The sequence below is a fragment of the Nonomuraea sp. NPDC004186 genome (assembly GCF_053603495.1).
In genome coordinates, this window is record NZ_JBSGFQ010000060.1 from 1 (window position 1) to 21715 (window position 21715).

Annotated in this window: 24 protein-coding genes; 11 read left to right on the top strand and 13 right to left on the bottom strand. The window is 71.4% G+C overall.

The window, feature by feature from the left end:
• Positions 1-83: 83 nt before the first annotated feature.
• The gene (locus ACWEPL_RS38190) at positions 84-1439 is read right to left on the bottom strand and encodes a dipeptidase (RefSeq protein WP_363962564.1); all 1356 of its coding nucleotides are present in this window, start codon (positions 1437-1439) and stop codon (positions 84-86) included.
• Positions 1440-1702: 263 nt separating this feature from the next.
• Here ACWEPL_RS38190 and ACWEPL_RS38195 point away from each other — a divergent pair, with 263 nt between their 5' ends.
• Together ACWEPL_RS38195 and ald are read left to right on the top strand one after the other, a co-directional pair.
• On the top strand, positions 1703-3085 hold the full coding sequence (locus ACWEPL_RS38195; protein ID WP_350728499.1) for an aspartate aminotransferase family protein: 1383 nt from the start codon (positions 1703-1705) through the stop codon (positions 3083-3085).
• Positions 3086-3149: 64 nt separating this feature from the next.
• A complete protein-coding gene (gene ald / locus ACWEPL_RS38200) occupies positions 3150-4259 on the top strand; it encodes an alanine dehydrogenase (protein ID WP_363962565.1) in 1110 nt (369 codons plus the stop codon).
• Between the two features lie 25 nt (positions 4260-4284).
• Here ald and ACWEPL_RS38205 read toward each other — a convergent pair whose 3' ends face one another.
• The 5 genes from ACWEPL_RS38205 to ACWEPL_RS38225 form a co-directional block, all read right to left on the bottom strand.
• Positions 4285-5670 (bottom strand): tetratricopeptide repeat protein, encoded by a 1386-nt coding sequence (locus ACWEPL_RS38205; protein ID WP_350728501.1) that lies wholly within the window; start codon positions 5668-5670, stop codon positions 4285-4287.
• Positions 5671-5726: 56 nt separating this feature from the next.
• A complete protein-coding gene (locus ACWEPL_RS38210) occupies positions 5727-6584 on the bottom strand; it encodes an urease accessory protein UreH domain-containing protein (RefSeq protein ID WP_452439039.1) in 858 nt (285 codons plus the stop codon).
• Between the two features lie 41 nt (positions 6585-6625).
• Positions 6626-6826 carry a hypothetical protein gene (locus ACWEPL_RS38215; RefSeq protein ID WP_452439040.1) on the bottom strand — a complete coding sequence of 67 codons (201 nt, stop codon included), beginning with the start codon at positions 6824-6826 and terminating at the stop codon, positions 6626-6628.
• Between the two features lie 91 nt (positions 6827-6917).
• A complete protein-coding gene (locus ACWEPL_RS38220; RefSeq protein WP_350728504.1) occupies positions 6918-7157 on the bottom strand; it encodes an SHOCT domain-containing protein in 240 nt (79 codons plus the stop codon).
• A gap of 95 nt (positions 7158-7252) precedes the next feature.
• Positions 7253-8221 (bottom strand): Lrp/AsnC family transcriptional regulator, encoded by a 969-nt coding sequence (locus tag ACWEPL_RS38225; protein WP_363962568.1) that lies wholly within the window; start codon positions 8219-8221, stop codon positions 7253-7255.
• 86 nt (positions 8222-8307) lie between these two features.
• Here ACWEPL_RS38225 and ACWEPL_RS38230 point away from each other — a divergent pair, with 86 nt between their 5' ends.
• Entirely contained in the window at positions 8308-9138 is an 831-nt protein-coding gene (locus ACWEPL_RS38230) for an NAD(P)H-binding protein (RefSeq protein WP_452439041.1), read from the top strand.
• Here ACWEPL_RS38230 and ggt read toward each other — a convergent pair.
• The gene (ggt, locus tag ACWEPL_RS38235; protein WP_452439042.1) at positions 9135-10856 is read right to left on the bottom strand and encodes a gamma-glutamyltransferase; all 1722 of its coding nucleotides are present in this window, start codon (positions 10854-10856) and stop codon (positions 9135-9137) included. The two genes, ACWEPL_RS38230 and ggt, sit on opposite strands and share 4 nt — an antisense overlap.
• A 95-nt stretch (positions 10857-10951) precedes the next feature.
• On the opposite strand from ggt, the gene ACWEPL_RS38240 reads away from it, so the two are divergent.
• Both ACWEPL_RS38240 and ACWEPL_RS38245 read left to right on the top strand, forming a co-directional pair.
• On the top strand, positions 10952-12058 hold the full coding sequence (locus ACWEPL_RS38240) for a sensor histidine kinase (RefSeq protein ID WP_452439043.1): 1107 nt from the start codon (positions 10952-10954) through the stop codon (positions 12056-12058).
• Positions 12055-12702: a response regulator gene (locus ACWEPL_RS38245; protein ID WP_452439044.1), complete on the top strand. Its 648-nt coding sequence runs from the start codon at positions 12055-12057 to the stop codon at positions 12700-12702. The genes ACWEPL_RS38240 and ACWEPL_RS38245 overlap by 4 nt, the downstream gene beginning before the upstream one ends.
• On the opposite strand, the gene ACWEPL_RS38250 is transcribed toward ACWEPL_RS38245, so the two are convergent.
• Complete coding sequence (locus ACWEPL_RS38250; RefSeq protein ID WP_452439045.1) at positions 12683-14119, bottom strand: FAD-dependent oxidoreductase; 1437 nt, start codon at positions 14117-14119, stop codon at positions 12683-12685. The genes ACWEPL_RS38245 and ACWEPL_RS38250 overlap by 20 nt on opposite strands.
• Positions 14120-14170: 51 nt before the next feature.
• On the opposite strand from ACWEPL_RS38250, the gene ACWEPL_RS38255 reads away from it, so the two are divergent.
• From ACWEPL_RS38255 to ACWEPL_RS38270, 4 genes are read left to right on the top strand one after another with little or no spacing between them, the layout of a single operon-like run.
• Complete coding sequence (locus tag ACWEPL_RS38255; RefSeq protein WP_185071099.1) at positions 14171-14374, top strand: helix-turn-helix domain-containing protein; 204 nt, start codon at positions 14171-14173, stop codon at positions 14372-14374.
• 10 nt (positions 14375-14384) lie between these two features.
• On the top strand, positions 14385-14843 hold the full coding sequence (locus ACWEPL_RS38260; protein WP_350728511.1) for a Clp protease N-terminal domain-containing protein: 459 nt from the start codon (positions 14385-14387) through the stop codon (positions 14841-14843).
• Positions 14844-14903: 60 nt separating this feature from the next.
• Positions 14904-15668 carry a class I SAM-dependent methyltransferase gene (locus ACWEPL_RS38265; protein WP_452439046.1) on the top strand — a complete coding sequence of 255 codons (765 nt, stop codon included), beginning with the start codon at positions 14904-14906 and terminating at the stop codon, positions 15666-15668.
• On the top strand, positions 15652-16029 hold the full coding sequence (locus tag ACWEPL_RS38270) for a VOC family protein (RefSeq protein ID WP_350728513.1): 378 nt from the start codon (positions 15652-15654) through the stop codon (positions 16027-16029). The genes ACWEPL_RS38265 and ACWEPL_RS38270 overlap by 17 nt, the downstream gene beginning before the upstream one ends.
• Here the strand turns inward: ACWEPL_RS38270 and ACWEPL_RS38275 are convergent.
• Together ACWEPL_RS38275 and ACWEPL_RS38280 are read right to left on the bottom strand one after the other, a co-directional pair.
• Positions 16023-17471 (bottom strand): flavin-containing monooxygenase, encoded by a 1449-nt coding sequence (locus tag ACWEPL_RS38275; RefSeq protein ID WP_452439047.1) that lies wholly within the window; start codon positions 17469-17471, stop codon positions 16023-16025. The two genes, ACWEPL_RS38270 and ACWEPL_RS38275, sit on opposite strands and share 7 nt — an antisense overlap.
• Positions 17472-17991: 520 nt before the next feature.
• On the bottom strand, positions 17992-18165 hold the full coding sequence (locus tag ACWEPL_RS38280; RefSeq protein WP_192790321.1) for a hypothetical protein: 174 nt from the start codon (positions 18163-18165) through the stop codon (positions 17992-17994).
• A gap of 105 nt (positions 18166-18270) precedes the next feature.
• Between ACWEPL_RS38280 and ACWEPL_RS38285 the strand changes: the two genes are divergently transcribed.
• Positions 18271-19053: an SURF1 family protein gene (locus ACWEPL_RS38285; RefSeq protein WP_363962575.1), complete on the top strand. Its 783-nt coding sequence runs from the start codon at positions 18271-18273 to the stop codon at positions 19051-19053.
• 2 nt (positions 19054-19055) lie between these two features.
• Complete coding sequence (locus ACWEPL_RS38290) at positions 19056-19373, top strand: DUF3817 domain-containing protein (RefSeq protein WP_350728517.1); 318 nt, start codon at positions 19056-19058, stop codon at positions 19371-19373.
• An 80-nt stretch (positions 19374-19453) separates the two neighbouring features.
• Here ACWEPL_RS38290 and ACWEPL_RS38295 read toward each other — a convergent pair whose 3' ends face one another.
• The 3 genes from ACWEPL_RS38295 to ACWEPL_RS38305 all read right to left on the bottom strand — a co-directional run bounded on the left by ACWEPL_RS38295 (position 19454) and on the right by ACWEPL_RS38305 (position 21704).
• Positions 19454-19648, bottom strand: a complete 195-nt coding sequence (locus ACWEPL_RS38295; RefSeq protein WP_350728518.1) for a hypothetical protein — start codon at positions 19646-19648, stop codon at positions 19454-19456.
• A 109-nt stretch (positions 19649-19757) separates the two neighbouring features.
• A complete protein-coding gene (locus tag ACWEPL_RS38300) occupies positions 19758-20822 on the bottom strand; it encodes a protein kinase domain-containing protein (protein ID WP_363962576.1) in 1065 nt (354 codons plus the stop codon).
• Between the two features lie 27 nt (positions 20823-20849).
• Complete coding sequence (locus tag ACWEPL_RS38305; RefSeq protein WP_452439048.1) at positions 20850-21704, bottom strand: arylamine N-acetyltransferase family protein; 855 nt, start codon at positions 21702-21704, stop codon at positions 20850-20852.
• Between the last annotated feature and the right edge of the window lie 11 nt (positions 21705-21715).

The window sequence follows — 21715 nt, forward strand, 5'->3', positions numbered from 1 at the left end:
GTACGGCCAAGCGCCCCAGTGCCCAGAACGCCACGTTTCTCAACGACCTGACCCCATCCGAGGCGAGCCCGCACGACCTGTCGTCACACCCCGAGCGCGGTGGGGAGGCTGAGCTCGTGGAGGAACAGGGCCTCCGTCGTCGCCACCCGCCGTAGCTCCTCAAGGTCCACCCGCTCGTTGGGCGCGTGGATGGCCGCGTCCTCGTCCTCCGCCCCGAACAGCAGGATCTCCGCCGCGGGGAACTGCTTCAGGAGCGTGTTGACCAGGGGGATCGAGCCTCCGGCGCCCACGTCCCTGGGCGGGCGGCCGAAGGCGCGCTCCATGGCCCGGTTGAGGGCGGCGCGGGCCTTGCCGCCCGAGTCCGCCTGGAAGCCCGAGCCCACTGTCAGGTCCGTGAACGACACCTGGACGCCCCACGGCGCCACCTTGCGCAGGAACTCGACCACGGCGTTCACCGTCGCCTTCGGGTCGCCCGCCGGGGGGACGCGTACGGTCACGCGGGCCCGCGCGGCGGGCTGGACCGCGTTCACCGCGCCCGAGACCGTCGGCACGTCCAGGCCCGTCACCGTGATCGCGTACGACGCCCAGAGCCGGTCGGCCAGCGAGCCCGAGCCCACCAGCGAGACACCGTCGAGGACGCCGGCCGTCTTCCTGAACTCCTCCTCCGACGGCCCCTGCCCGAGGAAGGTGCCGCGCGGCAGGCCGGGCACGCGGATGTCGCCGTTGTCGTCGTGCAGCGAGGTCAGCATGCGCATGAGGGCGGCCAGCGCGTCGGGGGCCGCGCCGCCGAACGAGCCGCTGTGCACCGGCTCCCGCAGCGTGCGCGCCTCGATGGTGAACGCCGCCATGCCGCGCAGCGAGGTCGTGACCGCCGGGTCGCCGACCCGCGGGTTGCCGGTGTCGGCCACCACGATGGCGTCGGCCCGCAGCAGCTCGGGGTTGCGCTCGACGAACGCCTCCAGGCGCTCGCCCGCGTACTCCTCCTGGCCCTCGATGATGACCTTGATGCCCACGGGGAAGCGGCCCTGGAAGGCGCGCAGGGCGGTGATGTGGGAGAGGATGCCGGACTTGTCGTCCGCGCAGCCCCGCCCGTACAGCTTGCCGTCGATCAAGGTCGGCTCGAACGGCGGAGTGCGCCACGCGGCCGGGTCGCCCGCGGGCTGCACGTCGTAGTGCGCGTACAGCAGGACCGTGGGCGCGCCGGGCGGCGCGGGGGCCTCGCCGAAGATCGCCGGGAAGCTGCCTTCGACCGGCACCTGCTGGACACGCGGCAGGCCCACGGAGCGCAGCAGCTCCTCCGTCATCGCGGCGGCGGCGAAGACCGGCTCCTCCGGGTGCCCGGGGAAGGCCACGGAGGGTATGGCGGCCAGCCGCCGCAGCTCCTCGACGGCCTGGGGCATCGCGGCGGCGACGGCGCTCTCAATCTGGTCAGGAGTCACGGAAGGGTCCCCCGGGGGTCGTTATCAGAAGGTTCTGGCTGGTCTCAACATGTTGGTCTCATTGGATCACACAACGTTCCACGTGCGAGAACGCCAAAGCGGCGCTGGTGACCCGCGCGCCAATCTACATGCGGATTTCGTCGCCGTTACATAGTCGATCTGCGGATACCGATTTTCTTGCATATTGCTACGACCGATTCGCTTGGCAAATCCCCAGGTGAGCATGCAGACTGTGGGGAGTTGAGACACGAGGGAAGATAACCATGACGCAGCCGGAAAACGACGTCCTGAAGGCCGCGCAGGACAACCTGTGGTTGCACTTCACCAGGCACAGCGCCTATCAGCAGTCCGAGATCCCGACCATCGTGCGCGGTGAGGGGTCCTACGTCTACGACATCCACGGCAAGCGCTACCTCGACGGGCTGGCCGGACTCTTCGTGGTCCAGGTCGGCCACGGACGCCAGGAGCTGGCCGAGGCCGCCGCCAAGCAGGCTCAGGAGCTGGCGTTCTTCCCGCTGTGGTCCTACGCCCACCCGAAGGCCGCCGAGCTGGCCCAGCGGCTGGCCTCGTACACGCCCGGCGAGCTCAACCGCGTCTTCTTCACCACCGGCGGCGGTGAGGCGGTCGAGACCGCCTGGAAGCTGGCCAAGCAGTACTACAAGCTCATCGGCAAGCCGCTCAAGCACAAGGTCATCAGCCGCCAGATCGCCTACCACGGCACCCCGCAGGGCGCGCTGTCGATCACCGGCATCCCCGCGTTCAAGCAGATGTTCGAGCCGCTGGTGCCGGGCTCGGTCCGGGTCCCCAACACCAACCACTACCGCGCCGACGAGATCACCGGCGTCAAGGGCATGACGCCCGAGGAGTACGGCATCTGGGCGGCCGAGCGCGTGGCCCGCGCCATCGAGATGGAGGGCCCCGACACCGTCGCCGCCGTCTTCGCCGAGCCCGTCCAGAACGCCGGTGGCTGCTTCCCGCCCCCTCCCGGCTACTGGCAGCGCCTGCGCGAGATCTGCGACGAGTACGACGTGCTGCTCGTCTCCGACGAGGTCATCTGCGCCTTCGGCCGGCTCGGCACGATGTTCGGCGGCCAGAAGTTCGACTACGTGCCGGACATCATCACCTGTGCCAAGGGCATGACCAGCGGCTACTCGCCCATCGGCGCCATGATCGCGCACGAGCGGCTGTTCGAGCCGTTCAAGGGCGGCGACGCCATGTTCGCCCACGGCTACACCTTCGGCGGCCACCCGGTCTCGTCGGCCGTGGCGCTGGCCAACCTCGACATCTTCGAGCGCGAGGACCTGCTCGGCCACGTCTCCAGGAACGAGCCGCTGTTCAAGGAGACCCTCGACGGCCTGCGCGACCTGCCGATCGTCGGCGACGTGCGCGGCTCGGGCTACTTCTGGGGCATCGAGCTGGTCAAGGACAAGGCCACCAAGGAGACGTTCTCCGCCGACGAGTCGGAGCGGCTGCTGCGCGGCTTCCTGTCCAAGGCGCTGTTCGACGCGGGCCTCTACTGCCGCGCCGACGACCGTGGCGACCCTGTCATCCAGCTGGCGCCCCCGCTGATCGCGGGGCCCGAGGAGTTCGCCGAGATCGGGTCGATACTCCGTGGCGTGCTCACCGAAGCGTGGACGCGTCTGTAGAGGCCCGACAGAACCACCCCTCAGTCCGGTACGACGGCGTGCCGGTTTCGCGAAAGGATCAACCATGAAGATCGGCGTCCCTGCCGAGGTCAAGAACCACGAATATCGCGTCGCCGCCACGCCCGCCGGAGTTCACGAGCTGGTGCGCCACGGCCACGACGTCCTGGTCCAGCGGGGTGCGGGCCTGGGCTCGCACATCCCGGACGAGGAATATCTCTCGGCGGGGGCGAAGATCCTCGACGGTGCCGACGCCGTATGGGGCGAAGCGGAGATGGTGCTCAAGGTCAAGGAGCCCATCGCCGAGGAGTACCACCGGCTGCGTGAGGGCCTCGTGCTCTTCACGTACCTGCACCTGGCCGCCTCGCGCCCCTGCACGGACGCGCTGCTGAAGGCCAGGACGACCGGTATCGCGTACGAGACCGTCCAGGTGGGCAACGCGCTGCCGCTGCTCGCCCCGATGTCCGAGGTCGCCGGCCGCCTCGCGCCGCAGGTAGGCGCCTACAACCTGATGCGCTTCAACGGCGGCCGCGGCGTCCTGCCGGGCGGCGTACCCGGTGTGGCCCCGGCCAAGGTTGTCGTGATCGGGGGCGGGGTCTCCGGCCTCAACGCCGCGCAGATCGCCGTCGGTATGGGCGCCGACGTCACCGTGCTCGACACGAACATCGACCGCCTGCGCTTCATCGACGCCATCTACCAGGGCCGGCTCAGGACGCTGGTCTCGACGTCGTACGCGATCGAGCAGGAGGTCCTTCAGGCCGACCTGGTCATCGGCGCGGTGCTGATCCCCGGCGCCAAGGCCCCGACGCTGGTCTCCAACGACCTGGTCTCGCGCATGAAGCCGGGCTCCGTGCTCGTCGACATCGCCATCGACCAGGGCGGCTGCTTCGAGGACTCGCGCCCGACCACGCACGCCGAGCCGACGTACAAGGTGCACGAGTCGGTCTTCTACTGCGTGGCCAACATGCCGGGCTCCGTGGCCAACACCTCCACGTACGCCCTGACGAACGCGACCCTCCCGTACGCGGTCAAGCTGGCCGACCTGGGCTGGCGCGAGGCGCTCAGGACGGACGCCGGCCTCGCGGGCGGGCTCAACACGCACGACGGCCTGCTCACCAACGGGCCGGTGGCCGAGGCGCTCGGCCTGCCGTTCACCCCGGTGACCGAACTGGTGTGACGAGGAGCGCCCGGGCGTGCGCCGATCAGCGCACGCCCAGGCGCTTGCGCAGGTCGCGGGCCGTGGCCAGCACGTACTCGATCTCGCCGCAGCTCGGCCACGGCGCGGTCCCGGGACGCAGCAGCGTGCCGCGCACCGACGCCAGGTGCTCGATCGCGCTCGGGTGCAGCCCGCTGCGCCCCACCAGCCACCCGATCACGTCGGAGTGGTCGTGCAGCGGCCGGGTCACCAGATCCCACGTGCCGAGCACCTCGGTCAGGTCGCCCACGTCCAGCGCGGCGCCGCCCCTGCGGCCGGTGGCCGCCGCGGCCAGCTCGGCCCTGGCGGCCAGCTCCGGCTCGGCGTGCCGCCCCCACGTGGGCGGCGGCGGATCGGACAGCCATTCCTGGGCCTCGCCCAGCTCACCGGCCACCGACAGCAGCCCGCCCAGCTCGACGGCGGCCCCGCGGTGCCCGGCCCGCGCCGCCTGCCGGAACCAGTGCTGCCCGCCCGCCAGGTCGCCGAACTCGGCGATCAGCAGCAGGCCGTAGTTGAAGGCCGCCTCGGCGTCCCCGCCGGCCGCCGCCCGGCCGAACCAGTGGCTGGCCGCCGCGCAGTCCCTCAGCTCGACGCAGACGAACCCGGCCATCCGCTGGTCGTAGCCGCGCCCGGCGCCGGCGGCCTGCTCGAACCAGGCGCGGGCGATCCGCAGGTCGCCCATGGACAGCGCGATCTCGCCGAGCTGGGAGGCGGCGCCCGGGTGCTCGCTCTTGGCGGCCAGCCGGTAGTAGGCCTCCGCGCCCTCGGGGTCGCGGCTGGCGTGCAGGTAGAGGCCCATGCAGTACGCCGAGTCCGGGTGGCCGCCCCTGGCCGCGTACTCCCACCAGCGCACGGTCTCCTCGTCGTCGCCCGTCGCGTAGGCGAGGAAGCCCAGGTCGTGCGCCGAGGCCATGTCGCCTTCCGCGGCCGCCGTGCGGTGCCACTCGCGGGCCGCCGCCAGCTCGCCCGCGTCCTCGCACATCAGCGCCAGCCTGCGGGCCGCGGTGCTGGAGCCGCCGTGGGCGGCGACCTCGTACCAGCGCCGGGCCCTGTCGGGGTCTCCGCGCTGCTCCAGCAGGAGCGTCGCCAGGTTGCTCGCCGCCTCGGCGTCGCCGGCGCCGGCCGCGAGTTCGTACCAGCTGACGGCATCCACCAGGCTGCCGTGCATCTCGTGCCAGACGCCCAGGTTGTACGCGCTGTCCAGGTTGCCGCCCTCGGCCGCCCGCTCCCACCAGTGCTTGGCGGCCGCGCGGTCGCCGTGCTGGGCATAGAGCTTGCCGAGCCGGTGCGCGGCCTGCGCGTCGCCGGCTCCCGCGGCGGCCAGCAGCTCGGGCTCGTCTCCCACGCGCGGCGCCGGTACGGACGGCGCCGCGACCTCTCCTTGCCAGGCCATGGCGACCAGCGTGGCACGTGATCGCGTGATCACGAACGGTAATCGCCGACATGGCGTCACGAGAAGTCGATGAAGCCCGTGTACATGCCCATCCCGCACACGTACCGCAGCGCGCCCTTCGGCTGCGGCGGCAGGCGTACGGTGGCCGGCAGCGCGACGTCGCGCCCGCCGATCGTGACCGTGCCGGTGCATCCCCGGTCGACCAGCTTGAACACCACCTCGACCGGTGCTCCGGCGCGGGCCGCCACGACGGCCGGCCGGTAGCCCTCGCGGGTCGCCCAGACCGTCACGATCTGCTCGCCCGGGCCCGGCGCGGCGGGCAGGGGAGTGGACGCGGCCGGCGGGGTGCCGCCGATCCAGCCGCCCAGGGTGAGCCCCGCGCCGACGGTCCAGAGCCCGGCGGCGACGGCCACGACCGCGGCGAGCCGGGCCAGCCGGGTGCGGGAGACACGCCGCAGCACGTACCCGAGCAGCGCGAACGCCGGAGCGGTGCCGAGCACGAACCCCGCCATGGCCGCCGCCCCCGCCACCGGGGAGCCGCTGGAGATCGCGATCATCTCCATGCCGAGGGTCACGCCGCAGGGCACCAGGATGGTGGCCGCGCCCAGCAGCGGCGCCTTGTAGCGCGAGGGGGCGCCGGCCTCGGGTTTGGCCGCGCAGTGACCGCGCCGCATCAGCCGGACGGCGAAGACGATCACGGTGAGCCCGGCCGCGACGAGCAGCACCGCGCGGGCCGCGGGCGGGAGGCTGACGGCCGAGCCGAGCAGCCCGAGCAGCGCTCCGGCCGTGGTGTACGAGGCCAGCCGCCCCGCCAGGAACCAGCCGACCAGCGCGGGATCGCGCCCGTGGCAGTGATCGACCAGGCCCATGAGCAGGCTGCCCTGCGCCGCGGTGCACGAGGCCGTCCCCGCCACCAGCCCGGCGGCGACTCCGCCGGCCAGCAGGGTGACGGCGCTCAGCGGGCGAGCGCCAGACTGTCCAGAGACCCGCTCTTGGCGGCCTCGACGATCGAGCCGAACTGGTCGAGGCTCATCTCCACGCGCTGCCCGAAGTCGTCGGTGATGACCACCTGGCGCTCGACGGACGCCGTGTCGTCCACGAACAGCTCGGGGCACCCGCAGTCACACTGGCCGCAGAACCTGGCGACGGATCGCATACCTGTCCCCGCTCTCTATGTATCCGGTACACGAACCGTAACGCCGGTCCAGAAATGCGGCCAGTGACAGTAATTGCACCCTTAGTGATGTTTAGGATGTCCAGCCTTTGAGAACGGACACCTTCTCGAAGTACTCGTCCTCGCTCATCTCGCCGCGGGCGTACCGCTCGGCGAGGATCCGCTCTGCTCCGGCGGTGGGCGACGCGGCAGCCGCGACGTGCGCGTGGCGCGGCCCCCACCAGCCCTTGTGCCGGGCCGTGATGGCCAGCGCGACGACGGCGACCCAGAACAGGCCCCAGAAGAACGGGATGATCGGCCAGAAGCTGTGCATGTCTCCTCCTTGACGTGATGCCTTTCAGCGTGCCGGTCGGAGGGGCGGGCCGAATCGCACGTCAGGCCCTGTTCGGAGTCAGCCCGGGGGAGTGTTCACGCGGGTCGCCCGTACACCTGTGGGGGTAGTGCGCCGGTGCGTTTGACCGTCCGGAGGACGGGGGCGGTCTCCAGCGTCTGGACGGCGTCCAGGGCGCTCACCCGTTCGGTGAGGTAGCGGTACAGGTCGGCGTTGTCGCGGCAGATGGCGGTGGCGAGGAGGTTGGTCGGGCCGGTGGTGACGCTGGCGAAGGAGATCTCGGGGTGGCCCGCGAGGGTCCCGGCCACCTGGAGCAGCTCGGAGGGGCGCACGGCCATCCACAGCCGGGCCTCGGCGCGGTAGCCGAGCAGCCTGGGGGAGTAGTCGAGCTGGATGGTGAGCGCGCCGGACCCGCGCAACTGGCGCAGCCGGCGCTTGGCCGTGGCCTCCGACCAGCCGGTGGCCCTGGCCAGCTCCGTGTACCCGGCCCGGCCGTCCCTGGCCAGCACGTCCAGGAGGCGGTGGTCCTCCTCCTGGAGGACGATGCCGTCCGATCCGGTACGCGGCTCGGGGCGCAGCAGGTCGGCCTGCTCCGCGGTGAGCCAGGCCAGGCCCTGCCAGCCGTCGGGCAGGGCGAAGCCGCGCAGGAGCGAATGCGCGGTCATGGACAGGACGCGGCTGGTCCGGGGCAGCTTCTCCAGCAGGACCGTGTCGGGCGACTGGGCGAAGCACGAGATCTCGGTGCCGCCGGACAGCAGGTGCACCCAGTACGTGTCGGGCCTCCTGGCCAGGGCCTCGGCGATGGCGGTGCCCGCGTCGGGTGTGCAGCGTACGCGGATGGTCCACGGCGTGTAGCCGAGGAGCGCGCCGTCGAGGCCGCCCACCACCCTGATCACGCCGGCCGCCGTGAGCCTGCGGTAGCGGCGGGCGACGGTCTGCTCGGAGACGCCGAGCACGTCGGCGATCCTGGCGAAGGGGGCGCGGCCGTCGAGCTGGAGCGCGTGCACCAGACCGCGGTCCACGCCGTCGAGTTCGGCGGATTCCATCCGTTCAGGCTAATGCTCTGGAGGAAAGCTACCGAAATATCGTGAAAAATTGGGGCACCTTCGGCTCGCGGGCCAACCTTGGACCCATGATTCTCGTCACAGGAGCCACCGGAAACGTCGGCCGCCAGGTCGTCAACCAGCTCGTCGAGGCCGGCCACCCCGTACGCGCCATGACCCGTGACCCCTCCTGGGCGGCCCTGCCGGGGGCCGTCGAGGTGGTCAAGGGCGACCACGAAACCATCGACCGGTGCCTCGACGGCGTCGAGTCGGTCTTCCTCATCTGGCCCTTCCACACCGCGGACCTCGCCCCCGCCGTGGTCGGCGCGATCAGGCGACATGCCCGCCGCGTCGTCCTGCTCTCCTCGGGCGCGGTACGCGACCAGCCCGACTCGTCCGTCGGCCTTTCGCACAACGAGCTCGAACAGCGCGTCGAGCAGTCGGGCCTGGCCTGGACCATGCTCTGGCCCAGCACGTTCGCCGCGAACGCGTTCTGGTGGCGCGACCAGATCCGCTCTGGAGACGTGGTGCGCGGCGCGTTCGGCGCGGTGCCGATGGCGATGCTGCACGAGCGCGACATCGCCGCCGTGGCCGTACGGGCGCTGACCACGGACGGCCACGACGGGGCCCGCTACGCGCTGACGGGGCCGCAGGTGCTGACCCAGGTCGAGCAGGTGCGGATCCTCGGCGACGCGCTCGGGCGCCCGTTGCGCTGGCAGGAGCTCAGCCGGGAGGAGGAGCGGCAGCGGCTGCTGGCCGACGACTCCTTCCCCGACTCGTTCGTGGACGCGCTGCTCGACGGCTACGCCCAGATGCTCGACGGCCCGCCACCCGTCCTGACGAACACGGTCGAGGAGGTGACGGGCCGGCCCGCGCGGTCCTTCGCCGAATGGGCGAAGGACCATGTGGGCGACTTCTAGGGAGCCACCACCAGCGCGCTGCCGCCGCCGCGGCGGACAGGCTCGGCGACGGCCTGGATCCGGCCCCGGCCGACGAACTCCAGCGCCGTCGCCGCCCCGATCTCCGGGTTGAGCGCGAAGCTGTGCCCCTTGGCCTCCAACTCGGTCCGATACTTGTCCAGGAACGCCTGCTCGGCCTGGGTCTGCGCGGTGTTGCGCTGCGTGGCGCGCGGCGCGGCGAGCGCGTCCGGCAGGCTCATCCCGAACTCGTACCGGTTGACCAGGATCTGCAGCACGGTCGTGATGATGGTCGAGCCGCCCGGCGAGCCGACCGCCAGCACCGGCCTGCCGTGCTCGAACACCAGCGTCGGCGACATCGACGAGCGGGGACGCTTGCCGGGGCCGGGCAGGTTCGGGTCGCCGGGCGCCGGGCCGAACGTGAAGTCGGTCAGCTCGTTGTTGAGCAGCACGCCGCGTCCGGGCACCACGATGCCGTTGCCGCCGGTGGACTCGATGGTCAGGTTGTAGGCGATCACGTTGCCCCAGCGGTCGGCGATGACGAGATGGGTGGTCTCGGGGCCTTCGTCCGCGATCGGGGTGGCGGTGCCGGTGGGCTGGGCGCAGGGCTCGTACGAGCCGTCCGGGCTGCCGGGCGCCGCCGGGTGGGCCGTCGCCCGGTCGCCGATCAGGCAGGCCCGCTCCTTGGCGAAGCCGTCGGACAGCAGCTCCTTGAGCGGCACGCCGGGGATGTCGCCGACGTACTTGCCGCGGTCGGCGAAGGCCAGTCTCGACGCCTCCAGGTATTCGTGCAGGCCCACCTGCGGGAGAGCCTCAAGGATGTTGAGCGCCTCGCCCACCGTCGAGCCGCCGGAGGACGGGGGCGCCATGCCGTACACGTCCTTGCCCTTGTAGGAGATCTTGGTGGGCTCGCGCAGGAGCGCCCGGTAGGCCCGCAGGTCGGACAGCTCCATCAGGCCCGGCCGGACGTTGCGGGTGCTGCCGGGGGTGACCGGCGGCTGCTTGACGGTGGCCACGACCTCCTTGCCGAGTTGCCCGCCGTACAGCCAGCCGGGGCCGCGCTTTCCGAGCTCGCGGTACGTGGCCGCCAGCTCGGGGTTCCTGAACACCGAGCCGACGGGCGGCGGGGCGCCGTTGGGGAGGTAGAGCTTGGCCGTGGAGGTGATGTCCTTGAACCGGGCCGCGTTGTCGGCGGTCTGCTGGTGGAAGGTCTGGTCGACGACGAAGCCCTTGGAAGCCACGTCGATGGCGGGCTGGAGGGCTTCTTTGAGGGAGATCGTGCCGAATTTGCGGAGGGCCAGGTCCCAGTTCGCGACCGTGCCGGGAATGCCCGCCGACAGGCCGCTGGTGACGCCCTCCTCGAACGGGATGCCTTCTAACGTGGTCGAGGTCATGGCCTGCGGGGCGGTCTCACGGCCGTCGATCGTGAAGACCTTGCGCTGCCTGGCGTCGTAGTACACCATGAAGCCGCCGCCGGCCAGGCCCGCGGAGTACGGCTCCGTGACGCCCAGCACCGCGCCCGCGGCGACGGCGGCGTCGACGGCGTTGCCTCCCCTCCTGAGCACGGCGATGGCGGCCTTGCTGGCGTCGAGGTCGACGGTGGCGACGGCGCCGCCGTACCCCTCCGCGACCGGGACCTTCTGTTGGGGCCCGGCCAGCGCGGGCGGGGCCGACACGAGCGTGATGAGGACTGCTGCTGCGGGGACGATCACTCGGAGCATGGTCCTTACGATGGCCCACGTACGCCCGTCGCGGTAGGGCCCCCTCACACGCTGGGATGATGCGCAGGTCAGAGCGCTGATCTAGCGTAGGGGTCGTGCGAGGAAAGTTCGGATTCGATCCTTATCTCGCCCTCATCGTGGCGGCCGCCCAGTTCGTCATCGCCAAGGGGGCGTCCTGGGGGCAGCGGTTTCTCAGGGAGCCGCTCGACCCGTACGCGTACGGGCTGCTGCTGGTCGGCCCGCTGGCGATCCTGCTGCACCGCCGTTTCCCGCTGCTCACGACCGCCGCCGCGCTCGGCGCGTGCGATCTCTACCTGGCCGGCGGGTACGCCTACGGCCCCAGCTTCATCAGCCCCGCGATCCTGCTGTTCCTGCTGGTCACGCGGGGCAAGAGGGCGATGGCCTGGTTCATGGCGGGGATGACGGTGCTGTCGTTCCTCTCCTACGCCTGGCTGATCGGCAACCGCGACCTCTTCCACAGCGTGTGGATCCTCACGTTCATCATGCTGCTCATGGTCGTGGCCGAGCTGGTCAGGATCGTCAGGGAGCGCCGGGCCGAGCGTGAGCGCGTCGCCGAGGAGGAGGCCAGGCGGCAGGCCAGCGAGGAGCGGCTGACCATGGCGCAGGAGCTGCACGACGTGCTCGCGCACAACATCTCGCTCATCCACGTGCAGGCGTCCACCGCGCTGCACCTCATCGACGACAACCCTGACCACGCCAAGACCGCTCTGGCCACCATCAAGACGGCGTCCAAGGAGGTTCTGGGCGAGATGCGCTCGGTCCTGAACGTCCTTCGCGAAGGGGCGCCCCGTTCCCCCACGGCCGGGCTCGACCGCCTCGACGACCTGATCGAGCGCTCGGGCATGGACGTGGCGCTCAAACGCGTCGGCTCGCGGCCGTTGCCGCCGCAGGTGGAGCGGGCCGCGTACCGGATCGTGCAGGAGTCGCTGACCAACGCCGCCAGGTACGCGCCTGGCTCGTCGGTGAGCGTGCGCCTGGAGTACGGCGAGCAGGAGCTGGCCATCCACGTCACGGACTCCGGCGCGACGACCGCCCCCGTGCTGTCCGAGGCGGGCAGCGGCAACGGCATCCCCGGCATGCGCGAGCGGGCCTCCGCGCTGGGCGGCACGCTGGTCGCCGGGCCGTCCGGCACGGGGTTCCAGGTCGAGGCCCGGCTGCCACTACCCGAGGAGACCTCATGATCAAGGTGCTGCTGGCCGACGACCAGGCGCTGGTCCGGGCGGGCTTCAAGGCGCTGCTCGACGCCCAGCCGGACATGACCGTGGTGGCCGAGGCCTCCGACGGCGCCGAGGCGGTCCGGCTGGCGGGCGAGCGCCAGCCGGACGTGGTGCTGATGGACATCCGCATGCCCGGCATGGACGGCCTGACCGCCACCCGGCAGATGCCGCAGGGGCCGCACATCATCATCCTGACGACGTTCGAGCTGGACGAGTACGTCTTCGAGGCGCTGCGCGGCGGGGCCAGCGGCTTCCTGGTCAAGGACACCGAGCCGGCCGAGCTGATCCAGGCCGTCCGGGTGGTGGCGGCGGGGGAGGCGCTGCTGTCGCCGAGCGTGACGCGCCGGTTGATCGCCGAGTACGCCTCCCGGGCCAAGGAGCCCGTCGCCGCCGACGGCCTCGACCAGCTCACCGAGCGCGAACGCGAGGTGCTCGGCCTGGTCGGGACCGGCATGACGAACGACGAGATCGCGGCCAAGCTGTTCATGTCACCGGCGACGGCCAAGACGCACGTGAGCCGGGCCATGATGAAGCTGCACGCCCGCGACCGCGCCCAGCTCGTGGTGATCGCCTACGAATCGGGCCTGGTCAAGCCGGGGTGGCTGTGAGCCCGAACCATTCCTGGGCCGCTTCGGCGAGCCCGTCGGTGCCCGCCCAGGCGACGTAGCCGTCGGGGCGGATCAGCAGCGCGTCGGCGGGCGGGTCGTCGGCGCGGGCCCTGACCACGTCGATCCAGTCGTCGTCCAGCGTCGCGCCGCCGCCCAGGTCGAGCAGCACGGGCCGGCCCTCGCGCATGAGCTCGGCCACCCGCCGCCCGCCGGACAGCGCCAGATCCGGGACGAACCGGCCCACCAGCGGGTGCGCCGCCGGGCCGTACCGGACGCCGGAGTCGTGCAGTAGCCCGGCCACGTGCCGCAGCGGCTCCTCGAAGGCGAACACCTCGGTGAGCAGCTCCCGCAGCGCCGCCCCGTCCTCGCCCTCCAGCCGGTCGAGCACCGCCTGTGCCCGCGTCTGCATGAGGGCGCGCTCGGCGACCGGCCGCCGCTCGGACTCGTACGTGTCCAGGAGCCCGTCGGAGGCCCGCCCCAGGAGCGCGGCGGCCAGCTTCCAGCCGAGGTTGGCCGCGTCCGTCATGCCGACGTTGAGCGCCGAGCCGCCCGCGGGGAACAGGTGCGCGGCGTCCCCGGCCAGGAACACCCGCCCCGCCCGGTACCGCTCGGCCAGCCGCGCCTGCGCGACCGTGCTGGACAGCCAGATGGGCTCGCCCAACGGCAGGTCCCGGCCCAGCACGCGGCGCACGGCCGCCCGGAAGTCCTCCGGGGTCACGGGGCCGTCGGCGGGAGCCCCCTTCTCGCGCACGCCGGCGATCAGCACGCCGTGCTGGAGCGAGGTGAGCAGCAGGCGGCCGTTCGGGGTGCGGTTCCAGCCGGGCGCCAGGCCGTCGGTCTCCAGTGCCTCGAAGACGCCCGTGTCCGCGCCGGTCGCGAAGTGCCCGAGGCGCAGCACCTCGTCGTCGGTCGTGCCGGGGAAGCCGATCCCGGCCTCCCGCCGTACGCTGCTGCCCCCGCCGTCGCAGCCCACGACGTAGCGGGCCCGGATCCGCGTGCCGTCCGCGAGCTCCAGTGTCACGCCCTCCTCGTCCTGGGCCAGGGAGAGCACCTCGCACCCCCGCCTGATCTCGGCTCCGAGCTCCTTGGCGCGCTCGGCGAGCAGCTGCTCCATCCGCGGCTGCTGGATCATCAGCAGCCGTAACGGCAGGTCGGCCGCCCCCGCGAAGCGCAGCGGCACCGAGCCGAACGGGAACCCGGGTGGCCGCCCGGCGAACGGGCTGCCCGCGCTGAAGCGCTCCAGCAGGCCGCGGTGGTCGAGCAGGTCGATGATCTGCCCGCCCAGGCCGTTGGCCCTGGGCAGCTCGCTCGGTTCCGGCCTCTTGTCCAGCACGATCGGGCGGACTCCCGCCAGGCCCAGCTCGCACGCGAGCATGAGCCCCACGGGTCCCGCCCCCACGATCAACACGTCATCCATGGCTGTCAGGCTAGATTGACAAATCGGCGCCTGTCAATCTAGCCTGACAGGGTGGACGTAACAGAGCTCTCCGAACGGATCAGGTCGAACGACCCGGCCTTGGGCCTGCGGGCGGTGGGCGCGCTGCACCGGCTGGCCGAGCAGGTCGAGGCGGTGTCGGTGGCGCTGGCCAGGGAGCAGGGCTGGACCTGGGAGCAGATCGGCGACGCGCTCGGCATGTCACGGCAGTCGGTGCACGCCAAATACGGGAAGTGAGGGGTTCGCGATGTTCGGCTTTGAGAAGAGCCGGTTCGGCGTGATCGTCAAGGCCGCGTTCGACGAGGCCAGGCAGCGGGGCGACCGGCGGCTGGGCACCGAGCACCTGCTGCTCGGCGTCCTGCACGACGCGGACCTCGCCCGCGCTCTCGGCGTGGACGTGGCGGGCGCGCGGGCCGCGCTCGACGAGCTCGACCGGGCGGCGCTGCGCATGCTCGGCCTGGAGGTCGGGGATCTGCTGCCGCGGACGCCGCGCAAGCACCCGCAGGTGCCCGGGACCGCGCTGACGTCGAGCGCCCGCGCCACCATCAACCAGGCCATCAAGGCCACGACGATGAAGACCAGGGCGGTCGAGGCCCCCCGGCAGCTGGTGTTCGCCCTGCTGGCGCAGGGGCGGCCCGACCCGGTCGCGGGGCTGATCGACCACCTCGGCATCGACCGCGCGGCGGTACGCGGCCGCTGCGCATGATGCGGAGCGTATGACGAAATTTGGTTGAACGTCCGGCGGGGCCGCTGACAAGGTCGAAGAATGAGCCGTACGTATGACGACCTCGTCCAGGAGGCCGCCACGGTCTCCGTGGACGGCTGGGACTTCTCCTGGCTCGACGGCCGGGCCAGCGAGGAGCGGCCTTCCTGGGGGTACGCCAGGCTGCTCGGCGAGCGGATGGCCGGGGCCGGGGCCGCGCTCGACGTTCAGACCGGCGGGGGCGAGATCCTGGCCGGCGTGCCCACGCTGCCGGCGGTGACCGTGGCCACCGAGTCCTGGCCGCCCAACCTCAAACTGGCCGCCTCGCGGCTGCGCCCGCGCGGGGCGTGGGTGGTGGCCGACGACGACGATCCGCGCCTGCCGTTCCGGGACGGCGTCTTCGACCTGGTCACCAGCCGCCATCCGGTGGAGACCTGGTGGGAGGAGATCGCCCGCGTGCTGCGCCCCGGCGGCGCCTACTTCTCGCAGCAGGTCGGGCCGTGGAGCGTCGCGGAGCTGACGCACTACTTCATGGGCCCCCACGACGGCTCCTCCCGCGACCCCGACCAGGCCAGGGCCGCGGCCGGGTCGGCCGGGCTCGAGGTCGTGGACCTGCGGTTCGAGCGGCTGCGGATGGAGTTCTGCGACGTGGGGGCAGTGATCTACTTCCTGCGGAAGGTGATCTGGATCGTGCCGGGCTTCTCGGTCGAGCGGTACGCGGACCGGCTGCGCGAGCTGCACGACCGGATCGAGGCGGAGGGTCCGTTCGTGGCGCATTCCTCCAGGTTCCTCATCGAGGCGAGGAAGCCCGGTGGCCCGGCTGCGTGACGTGGTGGTCGACTGCCGCCACCCGGCGTCGCTGGCCAGGTTCTGGGCGGCGGCGCTCGACGGTTACGCCGTGGCGCCGTACGACGAGGCCGAGCTGGCGCGGCTGCGCGGCGAGGGCATCGAGGACCCCGAGGACGACCCCACGGTGCTGGTCGAGGGCGGGCCGCCGCGGCTGTGGTTCCAGCACGTGCCCGAGCGCAAGGTCGTCAAGAACCGGCTCCACCTCGACCTGAGCGCCGACGACCTCGACGCCGAGATCGACCGGCTGCGCGGGCTGGGTGCCACGCTGCTGGCCACGTACGACGACTGGGTGACGCTGGCCGACCCGGAGGGCAACGAGTTCTGCGTGTTTCCTCAGTAGATGAGCTCGTACGCGCTGGGTTTGACCCTTCTGGTGCGCGCCCAGTACTCGAAGGTGAAGCCCGGCCAGATCGTCCGGTTCACTCCGTGCTCGTCCAGATACCAGGAGTCGCAGCCGCCCGCGTTCCAGACGAGGGGGTCGAGCCGTTCGCGCAGGCGGCGGGCGAACGCCCGCTGGGCGCCCGGCTTGACGTCCACGGCCCTGGCCTGCGTCCTCGACAGCAGGCGCAGGCAGTCGATGATGTAGCGGACCTGCGACTCGATCATGAACACGACCGAGTTGTGCCCGAGGCCCGTGTTGGGGCCGAGCAGGAAGAACAGGTTCGGGAAGCCGGACGTGGCGATGCCGTAGTAGGTCTCGATGCCGTCCTGCCAGGCGTCCTGGAGCTTGCGGCCACCCTTGCCGACGATGTGCTGCTCCTGCAGCGCGTCCACGACCTTGAAGCCGGTGCCGTAGACGATCGCGTCGACCTCGTGCTCGGCGCCGGAGGCGTCCACGACCGAGCGCGGCCTGATCTCGGTGATGCCGTCGGTCACCAGCTCGACGTTGTCCCTGGTGAGGGCGGGATAGTAGTCGCTGGAGATGAGGATGCGCTTGCAGCCGATCAGGTAGCCGGGGGTGAGCCTGCGGCGCAGGTCCGGGTCGGGGACCTGGGCATCGAGATGCCTGAGGGCCAGCTTCTCGTGGGCCTTCATCAGGCGCGGGTCGACGGTGAAGCCGAGCGCCCGTGTCTCCAGGGCCCAGTAGATGGCGTTGCGCATGGTTCTGGCCAGGCCGGGCAGGCCGAGGATCCGGCGGGTGGCGGGGGTGATGGCGAAGTCCGGCTTGGGGTGGATCCACGGGGGAGTGCGCTGGAAGACCGTCAGGTGGCCCGCGGCGGGCGCGATCTGGGGGACGAACTGGATGGCGGAGGCGCCGGTGCCGATGACGGCAACGCGCTTGCCGGTCAGGTCGATCGAGTGGTCCCATTCGGCGGAGTGGAAGGCGGGGCCGGTGAAGGACTCGCGCCCCGAAATTTCGGGAAATTTCGGTATATGTAGGGCACCGATGGCCGACACGACCGCGTTCACCCGCAACGTCGCCCCGTCGTCCGTGGTGACCGACCAATCGCGCCGGCCGTCGTCGTACTCGAGCGCGACGACGCGCTTGCCGTACCGGATGTGCGGGGTCACGCCGTACTTGTCGGCGCACGAGCGCATGTAGTCCCAGATCTCCTCCTGCGGGGAGAACATGCGGGACCAGCCCGGGTTCAGCTCGTACGAGTAGGAGTACATGTGCGAGGGGACGTCGCACGCGCAGCCGGGGTAGGTGTTGTCCCGCCAGGTGCCGCCCAGGTCGGCGGCCTTCTCCAGGATGACGAAGTCGTGGTACCCCGCCTCTTTGAGCTTGATGGCCATGCCGATCCCGGCGAACCCGGACCCGATGATCGCTAACCCTGGCATCTGACCTCCCGGGGTGGCGCTTATTGGACGCTCAATCCAATGTAATAACCCGCCTCACCGAGGTCCAGAGCGACCCCCTCTCACGCCCTCCGCGCCTCACCCCGCTACCCGCGCCCGTCCCGCCATCCGCACCGCTACCCGCGGGCTCGCTCGGGCGCTGCGCGCCCGCTTCGGCTTTGCGTGCCCGCCGCTCGTGCGCCCGCTCGGATCCTTGCCGCTATCCCGCCCCCTGGGCGTCTCCAGCCTCACCGCCCCCAAGTGGCCGTTCGCTTGTTCGGTGGCCGTGGCGCGTTCCTGCGCGGACGGGCGCGTGGCGTGGCGGCTCTTGGCTGTGGGGTGCTGCGCGTCGGCAGAGGTTCTTGGGAGGCATGCGCCTCGCGGGCCGGAGCGGCGTCGGCAGGGGAGGCGGCAGGGAGGCGGGGGGCCGAGGGCCCGCGCGTCGTTGGGCGGGCCGAAGGGATGATTGCGTGAACGGCGAGAAACCGCCACGGCCCCCGCGGCGGTTCGATCAGATCTGGGGTTACTTCAGCAGGAGGAAGGCGGCAACGCCGACGATCACGATCGCGACGACGACCGCGATGATCGGTACGACGGGGGACTTCTTGGGGGTGGCGGCGGCTTCCTGCTCGCGACGCTGAGCGAAAGCCTTGAACTGCTGAGTGCTGCCCGAAGGGTCGATATGCTGGTCAGACATGGCCAGCAGCCTAGCGTGAGCGCCTGTGTCGTTTGCACTGTTTGTTGGTATCGGTAGGCATGGGCTGATTAGGGGACCACCCCACCCGGCGGATAGCTTTGAAACATGCTGCGGACCCTGTTCTCCCCCCGTCTCATGGGGTTGCACCTGCTCACGATCGGGGTCCTCGTCGCGTTCATCCTGCTCGGGCGCTGGCAGCTCGGCGTTTTCCAGGATTCGGGAAAGCCGCACGCCTCCACCGATCCCGGGCCCGTCGCGGTCGGCACGCTCGCCCAGGTGGGCCCGCAGCTGAGCGGTGAGCTCGTGGGCCGCAAGGTCATGGCGGAGGGGGTCTACGAGGCCGGCCGCCAGCTCCTGGTCGCCGACCGGCGGGCCGACGTCGACGCCCCAGGCGGCAACGTCTCGCGTGACCGCGGCTACTGGGTGCTCACGCCGCTCCGGCTCGACGACGGCACGCTGATGCCGGTGGTACGGGGCTGGACCGCCAAGGCGGACGACCCGGCGGTCTCCGCGGTGCCGCAGGGCAAGGTCACGGTGGCCGGGCGGCTGCGGCCGCAGCAGGGCACCGACAGCGTGCAGCGGCGCGCGGAGGGTCTGCCCGCCGGTCAGGTGCAGACGGTGTCCACGGGCGAGCTGGTCAACCTGTGGAGCGGTCAGCAGGTACGCGCCGGCTTCGTCGTGGCGCAGCCGCCGTCCGGCTCGCTGGCGCAGGTCGAGATCCAGCCGCCGGTGGTGGGAGGCACGCTGACCTGGCGTAACCTGGCATATGCCGCCAACTGGTGGATCTTCGCAGGATTCGCCGTATTCATGTGGTTCCACTTCGTACGCGATGCCGTACGAACCGATCGGGACCGTGCCAAGTCCCCTGAGATGGCTCTGGAAGGTTAATCGTGGAATCGGCTCTGAAGCCCTTCCGGGTGCTCGCCTACGTGGTCGGCTGCATGCTGCTCGTGCTCTGCGTGGCCATGGTGGTGCGTTACGGCTTCGGCGACCCGACGCTGTCGAAGGTCATCGCGCCCATCCACGGCGGGCTCTACATGCTCTACCTGGTCGCGGTCATGAACCTGGGCATGAAGGCGCGCTGGACGTGGCAGTACATGCTCGGTGTCATGGTCGGGGGCACGGTGCCGTTCCTGTCGTTCTACATCGAGCGCCGGGTGACCCAGCGCGTGCAGACGGAGCAGGCGGCGGCGACAGCGGAGGCCTGAGCGCGCGGCGGACGCCTGAGCCCGCAACGGAGGCCTGAGCCCGCGGCGGAGGCCGTGTCACGGCCCCCGCCGCGCGGAGTTCAGCGGCCGATGCCGCGCCTGCGGGCCCTCTTGAGCCGCTCGCGCTGCGACGGGTCGAGCATCAGGTAACCGACCACAGGGGCGGCGATCACGCCGAGGATGACCAGCAGGGTGATCCATCCGGTCCCGAAGAAGATCAGCGAGAGCAGAACCGCGGCGCCTGCGCCAATGGCGTACTTCTGGATTGGCGACATACTCAACTTCCTCCGCTTCCGAACACGGAGCGCGTGCCCCGCCTCTCCTACATTCTGCGTCCCCTGTCCAACGAGTGAGCCCATCGCTTGGTTCCAATCGCGATGTATCTCAACGGGTGCGTCGTACCAACCGGAGGTCGCGGCGGAGCTCATCCGGAGTGGGACGTTCCAACGGATTACCTGACAAAAGACGGAACAACACCTGAGCCAGCGCCCCCGCTCTGGTCAGCGGCGCGCCGGGCGAGGGCGGCACGCCCTCGACGGCGGTGAAGAGCGTGGCGCCCAGGGACCACATGTCGGCGGCCAGGGTGGCGGAGGCTTCCGGGGCCGTGTAGGCCGGGAGCGTTCCCGACCTCAGCAGCGGGGTCAGGTGGGCCCGGCCCCGGTCGTCGATGAGGACGTTGCCGGGCTGGATCCCGCCGTGGAACGCCTCCCCGGCCTGGAGCTGCTCGATCAGGGCGAGCCCCATCGCGGCCACCACGGGGATCGGCAGCGGCCCGAACAGCCCGATGATCACGTCCAGCGGGCGGCTCACGGCCAGGAGCTCCAGGGTCTCGCGGATCACGTCCGTCGCCGGCGCCCCCGCCGGGTGGAGCATGGCTCTGATCAGCGTCCTGAGCGGGTCCGCGCCCTCCGCGGGCACCTGCCCCGGCGGGCGGCCCTCCACCGCGAAGTGCAGCGTGGCGGCCAGGGCCCACAGGTCCGCAGAGGGCAGCATGCTGAGGCTGGGGAAGCCGAAGCCGGTGAGCACCGCCCGGCCCGTCGGGGTGAGCAGGACGTTGCCGGGCTCCACGCGCCCGTGCACGATCCCGGCCTCGTGAGCCGTCGTCAGGGCGGACAGGACGCAGACGCCGACCCGGGCCGCCTGCGCGACCGGCAGCGGGCGGCGGGCGCGTACGGTCTGCTCCAGCGACGCCCCCGACACGAACTCCATGACCAGCCACGGCGTCTGGTCCTCGATCACCACGTCGAGCACCCGCACGATCGAGGCGTGCCGGAGCCCGGACGCCCGGCGGGCCTCCTCCAGGGCGGCGTCGCGCAGCTCGGCCGGGACCCGCAGCTCCCTGACCGTGACATCGCGGTGCTCCGACTCGTCGAAGGCCAGCCGGACAGAGCCCGCGGCCAGGGGATTCAGCAGCCGGTAGCGACCGGCCAGCTTCCGGGTCTCACCCATGTCGAGGTGCACGATAGCGCAAGGCTGTCACGTCGCGTCACTGGCCAGCCAGGCCTCATGAGCCTCGTACAGTCTGCGCCAGAGCTTCTCCTTCTCCGGCCCGCTCACGTCCGTGAGCGGGAGCAGGAAGATGTCCGCCAGCGCCGCGTAGTAGTCGCGGGCGTTGTCCAAGGTCACCGAGAGCGTCCGGCCGCCGATGCGCTTCAGCTGGAGCCCGCGCAGGCTGTCCACGCCGTACGCGTCCCGTCGCTGGACGGTCGCGATGCGCACGAACCCGGACGTCGGCGACGTCGTCAAATGCCGGTGCATATCGACGAACGCCGACATGTCCGTCGGGGCCGGGCCGAAGTCCATGCCCTCGAACGAGCCGCTCGGATCGTGCTCGAACCGCCAGCCGCCCGGCGCGACCTCCGACGGGCGCAGGACGTACGTGAACGGCCCCTGCTCGTACGTGCCCTCGACCAGCGGCAGCGGCTCGTGGAACCCGTCCCCGAGCCCGAGGTCGGTCAGCCACGCACCGCCCGGATTGTCCTGCGACGGCAGGCCGCGCACGGTGAGCACCAGGTGGTTGGCGGTGATGCCGGGCTCGTCGCCGCGGTTCTGGACCCCGCCGACGTGCCTGGTCACGTCGTACCCCAGCGACCTGATCAGCTCGGAGAACGCGCCGTTGAGGTGGTAGCAGTAGCCGCCGCGCCCTCCGATGATGCGCTCGGCGGACTCGACGGGATCGACGGTGGTGGGGCGATCGAGCCAGATCTCCAGCGCCTCGTACGGCACCTTCTCGAGGTGCGCGGCGTGGAGCGCCCGCAGGTTCTCTGCGCTGGTGGGGGCGTTGAGGAGGCTGGGCAGGCCGATGCGGCGGAGGTATCCGGCTGTGTTCACCAGCCAAGTCT